This is a genomic window from Aminobacter sp. LjRoot7 (assembly GCF_964252895.1).
In the GTDB taxonomy this organism is placed as follows: domain Bacteria; phylum Pseudomonadota; class Alphaproteobacteria; order Rhizobiales; family Rhizobiaceae; genus Aminobacter; species Aminobacter aminovorans_B.
This window is the reverse complement of sequence record NZ_CAXUPX020000001.1, coordinates 1,106,530-1,126,479: the sequence shown is the minus strand read 5'-3', so window position 1 is coordinate 1,126,479 and position 19,950 is coordinate 1,106,530. Positions and strand designations below refer to the sequence as shown.

The following is a 19,950-nucleotide window of genomic DNA, read 5'->3' as shown; positions in this document are numbered from 1 at the left end:
CCGGCGCGGCCTCAATCAGGCCCGGCGGCTACTCGCTTTCCTGGATGTGGGCTTCGAGGAACCACAGCGACTTGTCGAGCGTGCGCGAATAGGCGGTGAAGATATCGGCCGTGTCGGCGTCGCCTGCCTCACCCGCCTCGTCGATGGCCGAGCGCACACTTTTCGCCGCATCGGCATAGCGGTCGATCAGGGCCGCGATGTGATCCCTGGTCTTTGCGATGTCGGTCGGATAGGGCTTCAGCTTGCTGGCCTCGACGACGACCTGCGAGGTGCCGAGAGCCGCTCCGCCCAACTGGGCAACGCGTTCGGCGACGGTGTCGACGTGCTCGTCCAAATCCTTGCGGAAGCCGTCCAGCATCTCGTGAATGGCGATGAAGTGCGGGCCCTTGACGTTCCAGTGCGCCTGCTTGGTGATCAGCGCCAGGTCGATCGCATCGGCGAGCCGTGCGTTGAGAAGTTCGATCGAAACCTTCTTGGCGTTGGACTTAAGATCATTGCGCGTCGGATGGGAAATCATTGCCTGCTCCTTGATGGCTGGTCGCGCCGACGGGTGACTGCCGGGCGGCGCACGCAGGCTACAACAGCCGTATGACAGTTCGGTTCCGGGCTGGCCCAGTTGATAATCAGCCTGATGCGGCGTTGCGGGCGACGACTTCGAGATAGGCGTCCTGCAGTTCCAAGCGTACGGGAAGCCGCTTTTGCGCTGCCTCGGACAAGGGTTCGCCGAGGTGGTCGGTGCGCAACTCCTCCATGAACCGCTCCCACATTTCCGGCCCGCCCTTTTCCAAAAGCTCGGCGCGGATGCTGAGCTCTTCGCTGACCGGCAGCCATTTGCGGCCCCAGGCGGCGATCTGCGCGAACACCGGCAGCAGCTCGATCGCCATCTCGGTAAGCGAATAGATCGCCTTTTGCTTGTGGCTGGGGTCGTCGGCCTTGCTGATCAGCCCGTCGTCGAGCAGCCGCCGCAGCCGGTCGGCCAGGATGTTCGAGGCGATGCCTTCCTCCGACTGGGTCAGCAATTCGCGGAAGTGCCTGCGATTGCCGAACATCATGTCGCGCAGGACGATGAGGCTCCATTTGTCGCCGACCACCTCAAGGGTGAGGTTGATCGGACAGCCCGACCGATGCTGCTGGTTCATGCAATGCAACTCCAAAAAACCAGTTGCAATATAAAATCAGTCTGCCTATCTTGCAACCGGTTAATTAATGCAACTGGTTGTGAACGCCGAACGGCTCGCGGCCTTATTGATGGAGAGAGACATGACTGCGACTTCAGCAATTCAGGCCAGCTTCAGCATCGACCGGTTTTACGCGGCCCCGCCCGCAGAGGTATTCGCCCACTTTTCCAACGCCGAGCTCAAGCGCCGCTGGTTCGCCGAAGGCGAGGGCTGGGAGGTCGACGAATTCTCGCTCGATTTCCGTATCGGCGGCTCGGAGCGCAGCCGTTTCCGCTTCCAGGGCGGCCCCGAAATTTCCAACGACACCACCTATCTCGATATCGTAGCCGACCAGCGCATTGTGATTGCCTATGTCATGGCGCTTGCCGGTGTCAGCTTCTCGGCGTCGCTCGCCACAATCGAGTTCAAGCCCGAAGGCAATGGCACGAGGTTGACCTATGTCGAGCAGGATTCGTTCCTCGACGGCCAGTACGGCTCCGCCGACCGCGAGGCGGGCTGCAGGGGACTGCTCGATATCCTGGCCGGCGAAGTCGAGAAGGTCCCTGCTGCCGCGTAAGGCGGCGGCAGTCATGGGCAACAGCCAACGCAGGGAGGCCAAGATGAGCATGTCTTCGGGGTTGGATCGTCGTAGCCTGATGAAGGGATTGGCAGTGTCGGCCGCGCTTGCCGCGCCGACACCAGCCGGCGCCCATGAGGCGCCGGCGAAAACGGCTTCGGCCACGACTGCGGCAACAAGGAGCACGCCGATGAACACTGGCAATTTCGCGACGGACCGGCTCGAGCGGATGCGCAAGGTCATGGCCGGCCATGTCGAAAGTGGCGACGTGCCAGGTCTTGTCTGGGCGGTCAGCCGTGGTGGCGAGACCCACGTCGAGGCAGCGGGTGTGCTTGCGCTCGACGGCCCCGCGCCGATGCAACGCGACAGCATCTTCCGTATCGCCTCGCTGACCAAGCCGGTCACAGCGGTGGCGGCGATGATCCTGGTCGAGGAATCGCGGCTGCGCCTCGACGATCCTGTCGACAAATGGTTGCCCGAGCTTGCCGACCGCAAGGTGCTCAAGAGCATCGACGGCCAGCTCACCGACACCGTTCCGGCCAACCGGCCGATCACGCTGCGCGACCTGCTCACCCTGCGCTTCGGCGTCGGCGCGATCATGGTCTATCCGTTCGCCTATCCGGTGCAGCATGCGATGGCGGAGGCCGGCATCGCGCCGAGTGCCGACCTGTATCGCGGCTCGCCCGACGCCTTCATGAAGGCCGTCGGCTCCCTGCCACTCGCACATCAGCCGGGCCAGGGCTGGCTCTATCACACCGGCCTCGACCTCGCCGGCGTGCTGATCGCGCGCGCTGCCGGCCAGCCGCTATCCGCCTTCATGCAGGAGCGCATCTTTGCCCCGCTTGGCATGAAGGACACCGGCTTTCACGCGCCGGCGGAGAAGGTCGACCGGCTCGCCACCGCTTACTCCCGGGATTTCCAGACCGGCAAGCTCGGCGTCTACGACGAGGCCAAGGGCGGATTGTTCGCCAAGCCTGCGATCTTCGAATCGGGCGGCGGCGGGCTTGTCTCGACGGCCGATGACTATCTCGCGTTCCTGCGCATGATGCTCGGCAAGGGCAAGCTCGGCAGCGAGCGCATCCTGTCGCGCGCCTCGGTCGAGCTGATGACGACGGACCAGCTCACCGACGAGCAGAAGGTGAGTGCCGCGATGTTCTTCAATGGCAATTCCGGCTGGGGCCTCGGCATGTCGGTGGCGCTCAAGCGCGACAATCTCTGGATGACGCCGGGCCGGTTCGGCTGGGACGGCGGCTATGGCACCTCTGCCTATGCCGATCCGGCCAATGACTTCGCCGGCATCCTGCTGTCCCAGAAGCTGATGGATTCGCCCGAGGCGCCCCAGCACTATGTCGACTTCTGGACGTCGGCCTACCAGGCGATCGAGGGGTGAGGCGCTAACCACACACCCCAGTCGGCCTCACTTGCCGGCGAGGATGTCCTTGATCAGCTTGTGGCAGCGCTCCGCCATGAAGTCGAGCAGCAGCCGGACCTTCGGGTCCTGCAGCTTCTTGTGCGGATAGACGGCGGCAAACTGCACCGGCGTAGGCGGCGTCTGCGGCAGGATGATCTTCAGCCGCTGGTCGCGGATGAAGGGCTCGACCTCGAAGCGCGGCTTGTTGATGATGCCGCGCCCGGCCAATGCCCATCCGGTCAACACGTCGCCATCGTCGGAATCGAACGGGCCGTGGACCTCGAACTTGGTCGGCCCGTTGGGCGTCTCCAGCGTCCAGAAATACTCGCGCGAACCGGGATAGCGCAGCATCAAGCAGTCATGCTTCTTGCCGATCAGTTCGTTGGGGCTTTCCGGCTCGCCGCGCTTTTCGAGATATTTGGGTGCTGCAACCAGCACGCGCTCGCATTCCATGATGCCGCGCATCCGGAGGCTCGAATCCTCGATCACGCCCAACCGGAAGGCGACGTCGAGGCCTTCCTTGAGGATGTCGACATTGTGGTCCGAAAGCCTGAGCCTGACCTCGATGTCGGGATACTTGTCGTGGAATTCCGGGATGCCCGAGGCGACGAGGCGGCGGCCAAGGCCAAGCGGAGCGGTGACGCGGATGGTGCCGCGCGGCTGACCGGAAAGTGCCGAGACGGCGGCCTCCGCCTCGGTGATCGCCTCCAGCACCTGCTTGGCGCCGGAATAGAACACGTTGCCGTGCTCGGTCGGCATCAGCTGACGCGTCGTGCGGTTGAACAGGCGCACGCCGAGGTGCTTCTCCAGCTCCTTGATGCGGTTGGAGGCAACCGCCGGCGAAATGCGCATATCGCGGCCCGCAGCGGAAAGATTGCCGAGTTCCACGACGCGGACGAAGACAGCGATGTTGTCGAGATATGCCATGCGAGACCAATGGTTCCATAGCCGGCTTGTGCCGTGCAGCGCTACGCTAGTATTTTCCAGATTTTTTTGAAAGTCATCGCGAATCCTTTCACTTCCCCAATGCATCGGGCATCGTAAGATCGGCACGCTGCGAAAAAGGGACGGCGGATGTACGACTTGGCGTTTTTCATGGACTGGGCGAGCTTCGCCGTGCGGTGGCTGCATGTCATCACCGCCATGGCCTGGATCGGCTCATCGTTCTACTTCATCGCCCTCGACCTCGGGCTGCGGAAGCATGACAACCTGCCCGTCGGCGCCCATGGCGAGGAATGGCAGGTCCATGGCGGCGGCTTCTACCACATCCAGAAATACCTGGTGGCGCCGGCCCAGATGCCGGAGCACCTGACCTGGTTCAAGTGGGAATCCTACGCCACCTGGCTTTCCGGCTTCACGCTGCTCTGCCTGGTCTATTATGGCGGCGCCGAGCTGTTCCTTGTCGACCGCAACGTGCTCGACGTGTCGGCACCCGTCGCCATCGCCATCTCGCTGGCCTCGATCGGCCTCGGCTGGGTCGTCTACGACCTGCTCTGCAAGTCGAAGCTCGGCGACCACGACACGCTTTTGATGATCATCCTCTACGTCGTCGTCGTCTTCATGAGCTGGGGCTATACGCAGCTGTTCACTGGCCGCGCCGCCTTCCTGCATCTCGGCGCCTTCACCGCGACGATCATGTCGGCCAACGTCTTCATGGTCATCATCCCGAACCAGAAGATCGTCGTCGCCGACCTCATCGCCGGCCGCAAGCCCGACCCGAAATACGGCAAGATCGCCAAGACCCGTTCGACGCACAACAACTACCTGACCCTGCCGGTCGTGTTCCTGATGCTGTCGAACCACTACCCGCTGGCCTTCGGCACCGAGTTCAACTGGATCATCGCCGCCCTGATCTTCATCATCGGCGTGCTGATCCGCCACTACTTCAACACGGTTCACAAGCGCGAAGGCAATCCGCACTGGACCTGGCTCGCCGCCGCCCTTTTGTTCGTCGTCATCATGTGGCTGTCGACGGTGCCCAAGGTGCTGACCGGCGAGGACAAGAACGCCTCCGTCACCACCGAGCCCTACATCGCCGCCGCCCAGTTCCCCAAGGTTCGTGATACCGTGCTCGGCCGCTGCGCCATGTGCCATGCCAACGAACCTTCCTACGAAGGCGTCTATCATGCGCCCAAGGGCGTGGTGCTGGAGACCGACAACGCGATCGCTTTGCATGCGCGCGAGATCTACCTGCAGGCCGGCCGCAGCCATGCCATGCCGCCGGCCAATGTGACCCAGATCACGCCCGAGGAGCGGGCGTTGCTGGTCGCCTGGTACGAACAGGCGCGCAAGTAGCGCCTGCGACATATGGATTGAAAGTTCGGGGGCGCGCTCGTCGCGCCCAATTCGACGCGCGGCGACAGCCGCGATTTCGCCACGCCAGAAAGCCTGTAGAGTCCGATCATGACCACCATACTTCTTCGCGGCCGTACCTTGTCCTTCCTGCGCTGGCCCGACAGCGCCGACGACCATGCGTCCTATGCCTATGAGGAAGACGGTGCGGTGCTGATGCGCGACGGCAAGATCGCGGCCGTTGGCGCCTATTCGGAGGTTGCGGCCCAGGCCGGCGACGCCAGGGTCATCGACCATCGTCCGCATCTGATCTTGCCCGGCTTCATCGACGGCCATGTCCACATCCCGCAGATGCAGATCATCGCCTCCTACGGCGCCGAGCTGCTGGAATGGCTGAATAAGTACACCTTCCCCGAGGAAACGCGCTTCATCGACACCCAGCATGGCCGCCGCATCGCGCGGCTGTTCCTCGACGAGATGGTACGCCACGGCACGACGACGGTCGCTGCCTATTGCTCGGTGCACAAGCAGTCGGCCGAGGCGTTCTTCGCCGAATCGCATGAGCGCAACATGCTCAACATCGCCGGCAAGGTGATGATGGACCGCAATGCGCCGGAGGGCGTGCTCGACACGCCGCAGGCGAGCTATGACGACACCAAGGCGCTGATCAAGGAATGGCACGGCAAGGGCCGCCAGCACTATGCTATCACGCCGCGCTTCGCGATCACGTCGACGCCCGAGCAGATGGAGATGGCCGGTCAGCTGGCGCGCGAGCATCCCGACCTGCATATCCAGACGCATCTGTCGGAAAACCACGCCGAAATCGCCTTCACCCAGGAACTCTACCCCTGGTCGCGCGACTACACCGACGTCTACGAACACTATGGCCTGCTCGGCAAGCGCACGCTGCTCGGCCACTGCATCCATCTCGGCGAGCGCGAATCCGACGCGATCTCCGAGCATGGCTCGATCGCCGTGTTCTGCCCGACCTCCAACCTATTCCTCGGCTCGGGCCTGTTCGACTATCAGCGCTACCGCAAGCGCGACAAGCCGCTCAGGATCGCCACCGCCACCGATGTCGGCGGCGGCACCAACTATTCGATGCTGCGGACCATGGACGAGGCCTACAAGGTCATCGCGCTCAATGGCGAGAAGCTGAACCCGCTGGCTTCCTACTGGCAGCTGACACGCGGCAATGCCGAGTCGCTGTCGATTTCGGACAAGGTGGGCACGCTGGAGGTTGGCACCGATGCCGACATCGTCGTGCTCAACGCGCGCGCCACGCCAGGCATGCGGCTCAGGATGGAGCGCACCGGCACGCTGGCCGAGGAGCTGTTCCTGCTGCAGACGCTCGGTGACGACCGCGCCGTGGTGGAGGTTTATGTCGCGGGCAAAGCCGCCAAGACGACGATGGATCAGGCCGCCTGACCTTGCGTCATTCGCCCGCGTCTGCCATGTGAGCCGTGTCTGACGGAGGAACGGACGATGGCAGCAGCCGAGGACCTGGAAAAGATCGCCGAGCAGGAGGACCGACTGGTCTTCGACCGCTTCGACGAGGCGGTTGCCTTCGACATCGGCTCGGCCATCCGCGCCCGCGGACTGGCCGAGAATTTTCCCATCATTGTCGACATTCGCCTGTGGGACCGCGCGCTGTTTTACAGCGCGCTTCCCGGCTCGACCGTCAACAACACCGACTGGGCGCGGCGCAAGATCAACGTCGTCAGGACCTTCCATCGCAGCAGCTATCGCATGGTGCTGCAGAAGGCACGAAGCGACCGCACCTTTCCTGTCGGAGATGCCTTGCCGATCGACGATTACGTGCTGGCCGGCGGCGGCTTCCCGATCAAGGTCAAGGGCGTCGGTGTCATCGGCGCCATTGCCGTTTCAGGCCTGCCGGAGCGCCAGGACCATGAGGTGGTCGTCACGGCGATCGCCGACCATCTCGGCATTCCCAGCCGCGAACTCGCCTTGCCCCCCGTTGCGAACAGCTGAAAGAGTTTGAACGTCCCGATGGCCATGACCGACCCGAAGCAGTTTCTGACCAGCATTTTCGAGGCCGCCGTCGCGGCAGCCGACCCGGAACTCACCATCCGCCGCCACTTGCCGGAAAAGCCCAAGGGGCGGACGATCGTCATCGGCGCCGGCAAGGGCTCGGCGCAGATGGCAGCTGCTTTTGAAAAAGCCTGGGACGGACCGCTGGAAGGCGTGGTTGTCACCCGCTACGGGTTTGCTGCTCCTTGCGAGCGCATCAGTATCGTCGAGGCGTCGCATCCGGTGCCCGACGCCAACGGTCTCGAGGCGGCGAAGCTTTTGCTTCAGACCGTTGCTGGCCTGACCGAGGACGACCTCGTCGTCGCACTTGTCTCGGGCGGCGGCTCGGCGTTGCTGCCGTCGCCGGCCGGCACACTCACCCTTGCCGACGAAATCGCCGTCAACGAGGCGCTGCTCGCTTCCGGCGCCCCGATCTCGGCGATGAACACCATCCGCAAGCACATTTCGGGCATCAAGGGCGGCCGTCTCGCCGCTGCCGCCTGGCCTGCACGGGTCGTCTCGCTTGTGGTCTCCGATATCCCAGGCGACAACCCGGCGCTGGTCGCCTCGGGTCCGACGGTACCTGACGAGGCCTCGCGCGCTGACGCGCTCAGGATGATCGAGACCTATCGCATCGTGCTGCCGGCCAATGTCATGGCGCATATCAACTCGGCCGCCGCCGACGCGCCGCAGCCGTCCGACCCGCGCTTTACCCGCAACGAGGTGCATGTCATCGCCTCCGCCGCCGTGTCGCTCGACGCCGCCGCCGAAGCCGCGCGCAAGCAGGGCGTCGAGACAGTCATCCTCTCCGACGCCATCGAAGGCGAGGCGCGCGAGGTCGGTGGCGTGCATGCGGCCATCGCCCGCGAGGTCGCGACCCGCAACCGGCCGTTCAACAAGCCGGTGCTGATCCTGTCCGGCGGTGAGACCACGGTTACGCTCCGCGCCAAGGGCAAGGGCGGCCGCAACAGCGAGTTCCTCCTCGCCTTCGCCATCGGCATCGATGGTATTCAGGGCATCGATGCTCTGGCCGCCGACACCGACGGCATCGACGGCTCCGAAGACAATGCCGGCGCCTTCGCCGACGGTTCGACCGTGTCGCGCATGCATGGCGCCAGCGTCGACGCCAAGGCAATGCTTGCCGGCAACAATGCCTGGACGGCGTTCAATTCGGTGGGCGATCTTTTTGTCCCCGGGCCGACCGGCACCAATGTCAACGACCTTAGGGCGATCCTGATCCGATAGCGGTTTCTCCGGGGGCAGGGCAATAATCCCGGCCTTGCGCTAGCCTGTCATCATTGCCCGCACTGCCCTGATGTCCTCGGCGAAGCGGGCGCGTTCGGCTGCCGCCTCCTGCGGGTCGCGGATGCGCAGGACGTAGGACGGGTGGATCGTCAGGAAAACAGTGAGACCGTCGTCGCGTCTGATGGATTGGCCGCGCTGCCGGGTGATTGTGACAGGCGCCTCCAGCAGTGACTGGGCCGCAGTCGCGCCGAGCGCCACCACCAGCTTCGGCTTCAGCAGCGTCAGCTCCTGCGCCAGCCACCACCGGCAGGCCTGCACCTCGCCGGCATTGGGCTTGCTGTGGATGCGGCGCTTGCCGCGCGGCTCGAACTTGAAGTGCTTGACGGCATTGGTGACGTAGACTGCGGTGCGGTCGATGCCGGCTTCGCCGAGCACTGCGTCGAAGATCTTGCCGGCGGGGCCGACAAAGGGCCGGCCCTGCAGATCCTCCTGGTCGCCAGGCTGCTCGCCGACGAACACCAGTTCGGCATCGTCGGGGCCTTCGCCGAACACCGTCTGCGTCGCCTCGCTCCACAGTGGGCAGCGCCGGCACTGGCTCGCCTGCTGGCGCAAGGCATCGATCGATTGCGCCTCAGTCGCTGCCTGTTCTTCTGCGGCCGGCCAATGCCTGGCCTGTATCGCTTGATGATGCGGTGCGGGCATCGTCGGCATCCTCGCGATCATCTCCCGGGCAGCTTCGTCGGCTCTGGCGATCAGTCCCGGAATGAGCGACGCCTCGGGAAGGTTACGCCAGTACTTCTTCGGCATCTCCGATTGCATCGCCTTCACCTTGAGACGGGCCGGATTGAAGATGTTGGCGAAATAGGTCCGCCACATCTCCTCCGACTGGTCGGTGGCAGGCGCGTCGTCCTTCGAGGCTCCGGGGCCGAGCGCCAGCCTTTCGCGGTCCCATTCAGCCGAGCCGTGCGGCGTCAGGATCGCCCAGTGCATGCCGGTGAAGCGGCGCACGAAGAATGGTGCCGCCAGTTCGAGGATGAAATGCTCGGGCTCGAACCAGGCAACGAAACGCTCATTGTCGCCATCGCCGATCTTCCGGAAGCGGACGAAGGCATGCATCTTGTGCTCGTCGCGCCTGACCGATTTCTCCATCGCCTCGAAACGGCGCACGTCGGGGTCGGAGGCGATGCGGAGCAGATGCGGTGCGCTGCGCTGCCGCCACAAAAGCCGGTAGAGCAGGGCGAAACGCTCGCTGTCGGAGTGGCAGGCGACGATAGCCGCGCGCTCGACGAACTCTCGCGAGACCCTGAGCTCGACACCCGGGGTTGGCGCCGGCAGCTCGTCGCCTTCGCCGCCGACATGCCACTCGATGTCCTCGGGCTTCACCTCGTTGGTGCTAAGCCTGCGCGCGGCATCGCGCCAGCCGTCGAAGTCGGTCGGGCCGGCGAGGTGCACGGCGTAGGCGGCAAGTGACAAAGCAGGCTGGTTGGCCATCAGAACAGCTCGAGTTGCCGCGGCTTCGGCGCGATCGTCTCGCGCAGCCGTGCTGCATCGGTGGAAGTGCCCGGCGACCAGCCGTCGGCGACGATGAACGGGCGCACCTTGGCGATGGACTGGCAGAGCCGGCCGACATCTTCGAGCCGCAACCGCTTGAAGCGGCGGGTCTCGATGATGCGCTCCACGGCGCGCGTGCCGAAACCCGGAATACGCAGCAGCCTCTCCTTGTCGGCGCGATTGACGTCGAGGGGAAACGAGGCGCGGTTGCGCAGGGCCCAGGCGAGCTTGGGGTCGATCTCCAGGTCGAGCATGCCATCGGGCTGGCCGTCGAGAATCTCGCCCTGTTCGAAGCCGTAGAAACGCATCAGCCAGTCGGCCTGGTAGAGCCGGTGCTCGCGCATCAGCGGCGGCTTCCTGAGGGGCAGGGCGGAGGAGGCGTCGGGGATCGGGCTGAAGGCCGAGTAGTAGACGCGCCGCAGCTGGTAGCTGCTATAGAGCCGGGCGCTGGTCTTGAGGATGCCGGCATCTGGTGTGGCGTCGGCGCCGACGATCATCTGTGTCGACTGGCCTCCCGGTGCAAAGCGTTCGCGCGTCTTCGTCCGCAGCGTCGGCTCCGCCTTCTCCTCGATCTTCGAGCGCAGCTTGGCCATCGAGACGCGGATCGTCTCTGGCCGTTTCTCCGGCGCCAGCCGCTTCACGCCCTCATCGGTCGGCAACTCGACATTGATCGACAGCCGGTCGGCATAGAGCCCGGCCTTCTCGATCAGATCGGCCGAGGCTTCGGGAATGGTCTTGAGATGGATGTAGCCGCCGAACTTCTCGTCGAGCCGCAGCCGCCGCGCCACCTCCACCATCTCGCCCATGGTCTCGTCGGGCGAGCGGATGACGCCCGAGGACAGGAACAGCCCCTCGATGTAGTTGCGCTTGTAGAAATCCATGGTCAGCCGCACCACCTCGTCGACCGTGAAGCGGGCGCGGCGGACATTGGAGGACGAGCGGTTGATGCAGTAGCTGCAGTCGTAGATGCAGAAATTGGTCAGAAGGATCTTGAGCAGCGAGATGCAGCGGCCGTCGGGCGCGTAGGAGTGGCAGATGCCCATGCCCTCGGTCGAGCCGATGCCGCGCGACGCAAGCGAGTCGCGTCCGCCGGCGCCCGACGAGGCGCAGGAAGCGTCATATTTCGCGGCGTCGGAAAGGATCGCGAGTTTCTCGCGGGTCGAAAGAACTGCCATTTGTTCATGATATGTTCTTTTGGCAGGCAAGGCCAGAGGCTTCGCCGCTACGTGGCGAAATGTGATCGGAACCTAGGGGGAGGGGGCGGGCGATTGTCCGCCACCCCAAGGGGATCACACCTCATGCAAATAAAGGTGGTAGTCGAGTTCGCTCACCGTGCGGGCGACGCGCAGGTATTCGCTTTCCTTGATCGCGGTGAAGGTGTGGTGCAGGTCGTGGCCCAGTGCCTCGCGCAGGAACTCCGAGGCCTTGGCGGCCTCGATGGCCGAGCGCCAGTCCGGCGGCATCACGCTTTCGGTGCCTTCGGCCTGTTCGTAGCCGTTGCCGGACGTTTCCGGGCCGGGATCGAGCTGTTCCTCCAGCCCCTTCGAGATGCCGGCCAGGATGGTCGCTGCGACGAGGTAGGGGTTGGCATCGACGCCGGAAGGACGATGCTCGATGCGGCGGTTCCTGGCGTCGCCCGCCGGCACGCGCAGCGCCACCGAGCGGTTGTTGACGCCCCAGGTCGGCGCCACCGGCGCATAGGACTGCGAAACGAAGCGGCGCCACGAGTTGGCGTGCGGCGCAAACACCAGCATCGATTCCGCCATCGTCTCGGCGAGGCCACCGAGCGCGTGCAGCAGCTTCGGCTCCCAGGTGCCTTCCTCGGCTTCGGTGAAGACGTTGTTGCCGTCTCTGTCGAGCAGCGAGACGTGGAAATGCATGCCCGAGCCGGCATATTTCTCGATCGGCTTGGCCATGAAGCAGGCAGTGACGCCGTGGCGGCGGGCCTGGGCGCGCACCAGCCGCTTCAGCATCAGCAGGTCGTCGGCGGCCTGCATCACGTCCTTGCGGTAGCGCAAGGTGAGCTCGTATTGGCCCGGTGCGTATTCCGAGATGACGGTTTCGGCGGGGATGCCTTGCGCCTTGGCAGCGGCGTAGATGTCGGAGAACAGCGGCTCCATGCCATGCAGATGGTCGACCGAATAGACCTCTGTTTTACCTGAGGCGCGGCCGTCGAGCACGGCGCGGGCCGGCTGGACCTTGCCGTCGCCGTCGCGTTCGTTGGACAGCAGGAAGAATTCGAGTTCGAAGGCGCCGGCGGGGTAGAGACCCTTTTCGGCCAGCCTGTCGACCTGCCGCTTCAGCGCCAGCCGGGGGTCCGAGGTCATCGGCGCGCCGTCGAGGTGGAACATCGACATCAGCACCTGGCCGCGGGCCGGGCTGGTGCCGTGCAAAGGCTTCAACGTGCCGGGGATCGGCCAGGCGCGCATGTCGCCGTCGCCGGAGTCCCAGATCAGGCCGGTCTCGTGGACGTCCTCGCCTGTGATGTCGAGGCCAAGGATGGAGATGGGCAGGTGCCGCCCCCCTTCATACAGCCCCATCAGCTCGTGGCGGCGGATGATCTTGCCGCGGCCAACGCCATTGGCGTCCGTCAGCACGATGTCGAAGGCTTCGATATCTGGGTTCGCGTCGAGAAAGGCTCTGGCCTCATCGACGGTCGAGCCGGAAGGTGATGTCATGATGTCACTCGATTGTCCTTGTGCCTTGTCTCATGCCGCAAGACGGGCGGCAATATCGCCGAAAGCTGCGACCAGTCTGTCGACCTGTCGCGCTGCCGTCACTGGCGAGACCAGCATCATGTTGTGGAACGGCGCGATCAGCACGCCGCGATTGACCAGTGCCACATGCATGGCAGCCTCCAGCCGGGAGGCATGCGCATGCTCGGCCTCGCCGCCATTGCGCAGCGGGCCAGGCGCGCAGATGAACTCGACACGGGCGCCGACGCGCATCACGTGCCAGGGCAGCTTCCGTTTTCGGATCGCCTTGTCGAGGCCGTTCGCCAGCCGTTCGGCCAGCTTTTCCATATGGGCGTAGGCCTCTTCGGTCATCACCTCATCTAGCGTGGCGCGCATGGCCGCGAACTGGAGGGGATTGGCCGACAGCGTCGTGCCCATGCCGGAATAGCCCGGCTCCTTGGTGGCGTTGTAGGCGGCGTAACGGGTGGCGAGCTCCTCGCTCATGCCCCAGACGCTCGCCGGCACGCCACCGGCGACTGGCTTGCCGAGCACGAACAGGTCGGGCTCGAGATTGTGCTTGCGGGTGTAGCCGCCCGGGCCGGTCGAAATGGTGTGGGTCTCGTCGATCAAAAGCAGCGTGCCGGCTTGCCGCGTCAGCGCGCGCACGCCTTCGAGGAAGCCGGGCTCGGGCAGCACCATGCAGGAGTTGGTCAGTACCGGCTCCGTGATGACGCAGGCGACGTCGCCATAGCCCAGCGCCTGTTCGAGCGCCGGCAGGTCGTTGAACTCGACGATGCGGGTGCGCTGGGTGAGGTCGCGGAACTCGCCGGCGAGGCCGGGGCGGTTGATCGGCTTGCCGTCGTCGAGCCGCACCATCGTCTCGTCGACCGCGCCATGGTAGCAGCCGTTGAAGACGAGGATCTTGTCGCGCCCGGTGACGGCGCGCGCGACGCGCAGTGCGAAACGGTTGGCGTCTGTTGCGGTCGTGGCGATCTGCCAGTGCGGCAGGCCGAAGCGCTTTGCCAGCAGCAGCCCAAGCGTCAGCGAATCCTCCGACGGCAGCATGTAGGTCAGGCCGCGCGCCGCCTGCCTGCGGATGGCACGGGCGACTGGAGCTGGCGAGTGGCCGAACATCGAGCCGGTGTCGCCGAGGCAGAAGTCGGCCAGCCTGATGCCGTCGACGTCGGTGATGGTCGCGCCGTTCGCCTTGTCGACGAGGATGGGGAAGGGCGTCGGCCAGTCTTTCATCCAGTGCATCGGAACGCCGTTGAAGAACCCTGCCATGCCGTTGCCCACCGCAGCTTCCGATTTGGGGCGGGCGCGGCGGAAGATTTCCGCCTCCGTCGCTGCAAGCTCCGCGATGCGCGACAAAGGCACGCCGCCTTCGGTGGTTTCGGGTCGTTCGATGCGGTTCATCATGGCTCCCATTGGACAGACGGGCGCCACTCTAGCCAGCCGCCCCGTCAAACGGCAACTGGCCGTTGTGCAGGTGTCTATTGGCTCAGTGCGGCCGTCTTGACCCGCCCGTTGCAATGGCGATCATCAGACTGTGCTTTGGGGGGAGATACCGATGCGTGCTATCATGACTGCCATGTCGATCCTGCTAGCGGCGGGCCCGGCCGGTGCCTCTGGCGGGCTCTCATGCGGTGCCAAGGATGAGGCAGTGAACCTGACCATCGAGAGTGGCGTCACTCGTGGCATGGGCAGCCCGGTGTTCAATTTCCGCGGCGAGATCGAGATTTCCAGCAAGGCGATTTCACAGGACCTGCGCAAGATGAGCTTCGAGCGCGACCATCTCGCGCAATACTGGCTCGATGGCGAGGAATTGCGCATGGTCGTCTATCGCGAGCGCGAAGCCGACAAGCCGCACGGCTATGTCGAGGTCACTGTCCGGACCAAGTCCGGCGACGAAGGCGACTACATCGGCCAGTACTCGGTCACCGTCTTCGAAATGACCGACGCCACCGGCGGCGACGGAAAGACCTACAATTTCACCGGCCGCGCCACCTGCCTGGTCGAATAGTCCAGCCGGACAGGGCACTGGTTGCGCTTGCCGCGCAAACTGGCGGTCAATCCTTGTGCATTGCGGCGATGGCGCGTCGCATCAGCGCCAGGAAAGTTTCCCGTTCCTCTTGGGAAAAATCGGCCAGCGCCGCCTCGTTCTGGGCGCGGGCGGCGGTGGTCGCCGGGTCGCGCAGCGCTTTTGCCCTTGGCGTCAGGTGGATTGCCTGCGAGCGTCCGTCGTCGGGGTTGGCGCGTCGCTCGATCAGTCCGTCACGCTCCATCCTGGTCAGCGTATTGGCCATCGTTGCCTGCTCGACATCGAGGCGCCGCACCAGTTCGCTCTGCGCCAGCCCGTCCTCGTCCCACAATGCCAGCAGCGTCATGAACTGTGCCGGGGCCAGTTCGAGAGGGCGGATGCGCTCATGCAGGCCCTTGGCGAACAGGCGTGCCATCTGGTTGGCGAGGTATCCGGCGGAACGTTCTTTCTGAAAGGCCATGGCCGCAGAAATAACCGTTGAATAGCATGCTATGCAATGATATATAGCTTGCTATATAAACTGGAGGTTCGACGATGAAAGCGAAACTTCATGCCGCGACCGGTGGGGTCGCTCTGCTCACGGTCAGCTGTTTCTGGATTTCCACCGTTGCTGCCGAACTGACCGGCAGCGCCGAAATCATCGCCACGGTGAAGGCTACAATTCTCGCGGGCATGGCGGTGCTCATCCCGGCGATGATCATCGCCGGCGCCTCGGGCTTTTCGCTTGGCAAGGGCTGGAAGAGCCCTGTCGTCCAGCACAAGAAGCGCCGCATGCGCATCATCGCCGCCAACGGTCTGCTTGTGCTGCTGCCGTCGGCCTATGTGCTTGCCGGTTGGGCGGCGGAGGGACGTTTCGACATCGCCTTCATCATCGTGCAGACGCTGGAATTGACCGCAGGTTCCGTCAACATCACGCTTCTGTCGCTCAACATGCGCGACGGCCTGGCGCTTCGGCGCAAGCCGGCGAGGGCCGTGCGCGCAGGCTGAGTTTCGAGGGAAGCAAGTCCAGGGGAAACCGCTTCAACGATCCCTGGAGTTTGCCTTAGCCGGTGATGTCGATGACGCCGCAATCGCCGGCGGCGCTGCCAAAGGCGAGGCGGCGTTCTTCCTTGTCCCAGGCCATCGAGGTGATGGCGCCCTTGCCGGGGCGGCGCAGCAGCACTTCCTTGGCGTCGGCAAAACGCACCGCCAGCACCATGCCGTCTTCATAGCCAATGGCGACGATGTCTTCGCTCGGATGGCAGGCAACCGAGGTCACCATGGTGTTGCCGCGGGTGCCGAGTTCCAGTGGCGCCTTGCCCATCGGGCCATCCTTGCCACTGAAGGGCCAGACGATCGCCGCCGGCGCGCCGGAGCTCGCCAGCCACTTGCCCTTGGCGCTCCACGACAGGCTCTTCACCTTGGCGGGATAGCCGGTCATGCGCATGTGCTTGGCATCGACGAGCTTCCAGCCATGCAGGGCGTTTTCCTGCATGGTGGTCACCAGGAAGGCGCCGTCGGGAGAAAACGTGATGCCGGTATGCGCGCCATCCCATTGCAGTTCGGTCGGGGTGCCATCGGCGGCAGGGAAATGCAACGTCGCGCCATTGTAGCGGGCAACGCCGATGCGCATGCCCTTGGGTGAAAAAGCTACGCCTTCGACCGAGCGGGGGTGGGCGAATTCCTTGGTCTTGCCGTCGGCGAAACGCACCCAGGCATTGCGTCCGCTGGCGTAAGCCACGGCACCTTGCGGGCCTGAAGCGACAGATGTCACCCACTTCTTGCCGACGCTCGCCAGTTCAGCCGTGACGCCGGCCGAGGTCAGCGTCATCACCTTACCGTCCTCGCCACCCGAGATCATCAGGTCGTTCTTGGCCGTCGTCGTCGCCGACAGCAGCCCGTCATGCAGCTTCACCGACTTCTGGCCGTGGTCGAGCCAGTGCACCATGCCGTCGGCAAGCGCGAAGAAGGGAATGTTGTCGAGGAAGGCCGCTGTGATGCAATGGCCTTCGAGATCAAACGGGGCGACTGTAGGCATAAAGACTATTCCATTCGAAATTTCAGCTGCCCCTCACCCTTACCCTCTCCCCGTAAACGGGGCGAGGGGGGCATCGACGTTGCCGCTTGTTCCTTCTCCCCGTCTTTACGGGGAGAAGGTGCCGGCAGGCGGATGAGGGGCAGGGTATCCGGTGACTGTGTTGGCAGGTTACGCCGCCTGGCAGGCCTCGAAGCTGCGCTTGAGACGTTCGGCGTCGAGCTCGCGGCCGATGAAGACCAGCCGGCTCTCGTGCTTCTCGTCGTCCTTCCAGGCGCGCTGGTGGTCGCCCTCGATGATCATGTGCACGCCCTGGATGACGTATCGGTCCGGATCGTCCTTGATGGCGATGATGCCCTTGAGGCGCAGGATGTTGGGGCCTTCCATCTGGGTGATCTTCTCGATCCAGGGGAAGAACTTCTTGGAATCCATCTCGCCGCCGCGCAGCGACACCGACTGCACCGTCACGTCATGGATCGGTGACACCGCGCCATGCTCGTGGTGGTCGTGATCATGGTGGTGATGGTCATGATCGTGGTGATGATGGTGGTGGTCGTGGTCGCAGTTCGGCCCGCACTCATGATCGTGGTCGTGGTCATGATCGTGGGCATCGAGGAAATGCGGGTCGTCGGCCAGCACGCGCTTCAGGTCGAAGGCGCCGCGGTCGAGCACCTGGTCGAGCGCAACGCCGGCGCGGGTAGTGCGGTGGATCTTGGCGGACGGGTTGATGGCGCGGATGGCGGCTTCGACGTCGCGCAATTCGTCAGCTGTCACCAGGTCGGTCTTGTTCAGCACGACGACGTCGGCGAAGGCGATCTGGTCCTCGGCTTCGCGAGAATCCTTGAGGCGCAGCGGCAGGTGCTTGGCGTCAACCAGCGCCACGACCGCGTCGAGCTTGGTCTTGGAGCGGACGTCGTCGTCCATGAAGAAGGTCTGGGCCACCGGTACCGGGTCGGCAAGGCCGGTGGTCTCGACGACGATGGCATCGAAACGGCCCGGACGGCGCATCAGGCCCTCGACGACGCGGATCAGGTCGCCGCGCACGGTGCAACAGACGCAACCATTGTTCATCTCGTAGATTTCCTCGTCGGATTCCACGATCAGGTCGTTGTCGATGCCGATCTCGCCGAATTCATTGACGATGACCGCATATCGCTTGCCGTGGTTCTCCGACAGGATGCGGTTGAGCAGCGTCGTCTTGCCGGAACCGAGATAGCCGGTCAGCACGGTAACGGGGATTTGGGTCTGAGCTTCGGTCATGGTCGTCCTCGGGATCGGATAGAGGCTCCATATAGGATGCCGGCCAAGCTTTTGCACGTCTCAAACGGCATGATGGTGCCACCTAACGCACATTACGGAAGTTTCATTGGGACGGAGGTGCGACCGCACCTAGATTGATGGCCAGGCAAGGGCTTGCCGACCCAATTCGCGGAGATTCCCAGCCATGCGCAAGGCATCATTCCCCAGCAAACTCAACCGCCGCCGGGCGCTGGGCCTGATCGCGGTGACGGCCGGCGGAAGCGCGCTCGTGCCGGTGCAACTGTTCGCACAGCAGGCCTCGCCGCAAACAGCCTCGCTGCTTTTGCCGGAAGCCGGCGTCTGCTCGATCACGCCGGAGACTACCGAAGGCCCCTATTATTTCGACCCGGAGCTCGAGCGCAGCGAAATCACCGAGGGCCGCGAAGGCGTCGGCCTCACCGTGCGCCTGCAGATCGTCAACGAGGCGTGCAACCCGATCGAGGGTGCCCGCGTCGACCTCTGGCACTGTGACGCGACCGGTCACTATTCCGGTTACCCCGGCCAGGGCGACGGCCGCGACGTCGACACCACGGGCCAGAAATTCCTGCGCGGCTGGCAGCGGGCCGACAAGGCCGGCATCGTCGCTTTCCAGACCATCTATCCCGGCTGGTACCGCGGCCGCACCACCCACATCCACTTCAAGGCGTTTCCGGAGGAGGGCAGGGCCATGACCGGGCAGATGTTCTTTCCCGATGACCTCAGCGAGCACATCTTCTCGACCAGGGCGCCCTACAACCAGCGCGACGGACAGCGCGACACGATGAACGCCGACGACGGCATCCTGCGCCGCGCAGGGTCGGGCGTGCAAAGTGCGGTGCGCGAAGCCGCCTCCGCCTATGAGGCGCTTATGATCGTTGCTGTTCAGCGAGCTGGATGACCTTCCCTTGCGGGAAGATTTGCCGGCGAAACGTATCTGTCATCGAACTGTAACATGCGTCTGGCACAGAGCGCTCGTGCAGGTGGTCGGTTGCCGGCAAAACGAGCAGGCAACAATCTCCCGCGCAGTCGATTGCAAAGGGCCACGCAGCAACTATTCTCGGCCATCACGGTACGAGGCGTGGCGCAGGAGATGCGGATGTCCAAGTCCAACAAAGGCGCGGCGATGAGCCGGCTTCACCAGGTCGCCCGGCTGGCGCGCACCTCGCTGGCCGCACGGCTTCTGGCGCATGGCTTCTATGCCGGCCAGGACCAGATCATGCTGTCGCTGCACGACGATGACGGCCAGACGCCCGGCCAGCTCGCCTCGCGGCTCGGCGTGCGCCCGCCGACCATCACCAAGACCATCAACCGGCTGCAGGCCCAGGGCTTCCTGGAAAAGCGCGCGTCCGAAACCGATGCCCGCCAGGCCCATATCTTCCTCACCGAAACGGGCCGCGACGCCATCCGCGCCGTCGAGAAGTCGGTCAAGAAGACCGAGAAGCAGGCGCTCAAGGGTTTTGACAAGAAGGACGTCAAGCAGCTGTCCAAGCTCCTGCTGCGCATCGAGGCCAACCTGTCCGACCTGACCCTGATCGACGACGAGGCAGCCGCCGACGTCGAAGGTGCCGTCGAGGTCGAGCCCGAAGTGGAAGCCGAAGCGGCGGAGTAGCCGCATCGGCAAAGGCGTTCCATCCCGTCCCAGGGATGGAAAATGTCCTGGTCCACCTCTTTTGCCTTG

The 19,950-nt window shown here is 64.4% G+C and carries 20 protein-coding genes; 10 read left to right on the top strand and 10 right to left on the bottom strand.

The window, feature by feature from the left end:
- Positions 1-28: 28 nt before the first annotated feature.
- Both dps and ACSQ3E_RS05440 read right to left on the bottom strand, forming a co-directional pair.
- Entirely contained in the window at positions 29-532 is a 504-nt protein-coding gene (gene dps, locus ACSQ3E_RS05445) for a DNA starvation/stationary phase protection protein Dps (protein WP_436121978.1), read from the bottom strand.
- Positions 533-623: 91 nt separating this feature from the next.
- Positions 624-1,139, bottom strand: coding sequence for a winged helix-turn-helix transcriptional regulator (locus ACSQ3E_RS05440; protein WP_436121886.1), 516 nt, complete (start codon positions 1,137-1,139; stop codon positions 624-626).
- Positions 1,140-1,260: 121 nt separating this feature from the next.
- Here ACSQ3E_RS05440 and ACSQ3E_RS05435 point away from each other — a divergent pair, with 121 nt between their 5' ends.
- Together ACSQ3E_RS05435 and ACSQ3E_RS05430 are read left to right on the top strand one after the other, a co-directional pair.
- Positions 1,261-1,734 carry an SRPBCC family protein gene (locus ACSQ3E_RS05435; RefSeq protein ID WP_310322631.1) on the top strand — a complete coding sequence of 158 codons (474 nt, stop codon included), beginning with the start codon at positions 1,261-1,263 and terminating at the stop codon, positions 1,732-1,734.
- A 43-nt stretch (positions 1,735-1,777) separates the two neighbouring features.
- Positions 1,778-3,124 carry a serine hydrolase domain-containing protein gene (locus ACSQ3E_RS05430; protein WP_436121885.1) on the top strand — a complete coding sequence of 449 codons (1,347 nt, stop codon included), beginning with the start codon at positions 1,778-1,780 and terminating at the stop codon, positions 3,122-3,124.
- Positions 3,125-3,151: 27 nt separating this feature from the next.
- On the opposite strand, the gene ACSQ3E_RS05425 is transcribed toward ACSQ3E_RS05430, so the two are convergent.
- Positions 3,152-4,072 (bottom strand): LysR family transcriptional regulator, encoded by a 921-nt coding sequence (locus ACSQ3E_RS05425; RefSeq protein ID WP_310322625.1) that lies wholly within the window; start codon positions 4,070-4,072, stop codon positions 3,152-3,154.
- A gap of 147 nt (positions 4,073-4,219) precedes the next feature.
- On the opposite strand from ACSQ3E_RS05425, the gene ACSQ3E_RS05420 reads away from it, so the two are divergent.
- The 4 genes from ACSQ3E_RS05420 to ACSQ3E_RS05405 all read left to right on the top strand — a co-directional run bounded on the left by ACSQ3E_RS05420 (position 4,220) and on the right by ACSQ3E_RS05405 (position 8,713).
- On the top strand, positions 4,220-5,440 hold the full coding sequence (locus ACSQ3E_RS05420) for a urate hydroxylase PuuD (protein ID WP_436121884.1): 1,221 nt from the start codon (positions 4,220-4,222) through the stop codon (positions 5,438-5,440).
- A 108-nt stretch (positions 5,441-5,548) separates the two neighbouring features.
- Complete coding sequence (gene guaD, locus ACSQ3E_RS05415) at positions 5,549-6,865, top strand: guanine deaminase (protein WP_436121883.1); 1,317 nt, start codon at positions 5,549-5,551, stop codon at positions 6,863-6,865.
- Between the two features lie 57 nt (positions 6,866-6,922).
- Complete coding sequence (locus tag ACSQ3E_RS05410; RefSeq protein ID WP_436121882.1) at positions 6,923-7,429, top strand: heme-degrading domain-containing protein; 507 nt, start codon at positions 6,923-6,925, stop codon at positions 7,427-7,429.
- Between the two features lie 18 nt (positions 7,430-7,447).
- Positions 7,448-8,713, top strand: a complete 1,266-nt coding sequence (locus ACSQ3E_RS05405; RefSeq protein ID WP_436121881.1) for a glycerate kinase type-2 family protein — start codon at positions 7,448-7,450, stop codon at positions 8,711-8,713.
- A gap of 39 nt (positions 8,714-8,752) precedes the next feature.
- On the opposite strand, the gene ACSQ3E_RS05400 is transcribed toward ACSQ3E_RS05405, so the two are convergent.
- The 4 genes from ACSQ3E_RS05400 to ACSQ3E_RS05385 form a co-directional block, all read right to left on the bottom strand.
- A complete protein-coding gene (locus ACSQ3E_RS05400) occupies positions 8,753-10,204 on the bottom strand; it encodes a UdgX family uracil-DNA binding protein (protein WP_436121880.1) in 1,452 nt (483 codons plus the stop codon).
- Positions 10,204-11,439, bottom strand: coding sequence for a putative DNA modification/repair radical SAM protein (locus ACSQ3E_RS05395; protein WP_436121879.1), 1,236 nt, complete (start codon positions 11,437-11,439; stop codon positions 10,204-10,206). Before ACSQ3E_RS05395 ends, ACSQ3E_RS05400 begins: the two co-directional genes overlap by 1 nt.
- A gap of 114 nt (positions 11,440-11,553) precedes the next feature.
- A complete protein-coding gene (locus ACSQ3E_RS05390) occupies positions 11,554-12,942 on the bottom strand; it encodes a glutamine synthetase family protein (RefSeq protein ID WP_436121878.1) in 1,389 nt (462 codons plus the stop codon).
- A gap of 30 nt (positions 12,943-12,972) precedes the next feature.
- Positions 12,973-14,355 carry an aspartate aminotransferase family protein gene (locus ACSQ3E_RS05385; protein ID WP_436121877.1) on the bottom strand — a complete coding sequence of 461 codons (1,383 nt, stop codon included), beginning with the start codon at positions 14,353-14,355 and terminating at the stop codon, positions 12,973-12,975.
- A gap of 154 nt (positions 14,356-14,509) precedes the next feature.
- Between ACSQ3E_RS05385 and ACSQ3E_RS05380 the strand changes: the two genes are divergently transcribed.
- On the top strand, positions 14,510-14,962 hold the full coding sequence (locus ACSQ3E_RS05380; RefSeq protein WP_436121876.1) for a hypothetical protein: 453 nt from the start codon (positions 14,510-14,512) through the stop codon (positions 14,960-14,962).
- Between the two features lie 46 nt (positions 14,963-15,008).
- On the opposite strand, the gene ACSQ3E_RS05375 is transcribed toward ACSQ3E_RS05380, so the two are convergent.
- Entirely contained in the window at positions 15,009-15,440 is a 432-nt protein-coding gene (locus ACSQ3E_RS05375; RefSeq protein WP_436121875.1) for a MarR family winged helix-turn-helix transcriptional regulator, read from the bottom strand.
- Positions 15,441-15,514: 74 nt separating this feature from the next.
- On the opposite strand from ACSQ3E_RS05375, the gene ACSQ3E_RS05370 reads away from it, so the two are divergent.
- Entirely contained in the window at positions 15,515-15,967 is a 453-nt protein-coding gene (locus ACSQ3E_RS05370) for a hypothetical protein (protein ID WP_436121874.1), read from the top strand.
- Between the two features lie 55 nt (positions 15,968-16,022).
- On the opposite strand, the gene ACSQ3E_RS05365 is transcribed toward ACSQ3E_RS05370, so the two are convergent.
- Both ACSQ3E_RS05365 and ACSQ3E_RS05360 read right to left on the bottom strand, forming a co-directional pair.
- A complete protein-coding gene (locus tag ACSQ3E_RS05365) occupies positions 16,023-16,997 on the bottom strand; it encodes a WD40 repeat domain-containing protein (protein ID WP_310322594.1) in 975 nt (324 codons plus the stop codon).
- 168 nt (positions 16,998-17,165) lie between these two features.
- On the bottom strand, positions 17,166-18,254 hold the full coding sequence (locus ACSQ3E_RS05360) for a CobW family GTP-binding protein (protein ID WP_436121873.1): 1,089 nt from the start codon (positions 18,252-18,254) through the stop codon (positions 17,166-17,168).
- A gap of 184 nt (positions 18,255-18,438) precedes the next feature.
- Between ACSQ3E_RS05360 and ACSQ3E_RS05355 the strand changes: the two genes are divergently transcribed.
- Positions 18,439-19,170, top strand: a complete 732-nt coding sequence (locus ACSQ3E_RS05355; RefSeq protein WP_436121872.1) for an intradiol ring-cleavage dioxygenase — start codon at positions 18,439-18,441, stop codon at positions 19,168-19,170.
- Positions 19,171-19,368: 198 nt separating this feature from the next.
- Entirely contained in the window at positions 19,369-19,881 is a 513-nt protein-coding gene (locus tag ACSQ3E_RS05350; protein ID WP_310322585.1) for a MarR family winged helix-turn-helix transcriptional regulator, read from the top strand.
- The last annotated feature ends 69 nt before the right edge of the window (positions 19,882-19,950 follow it).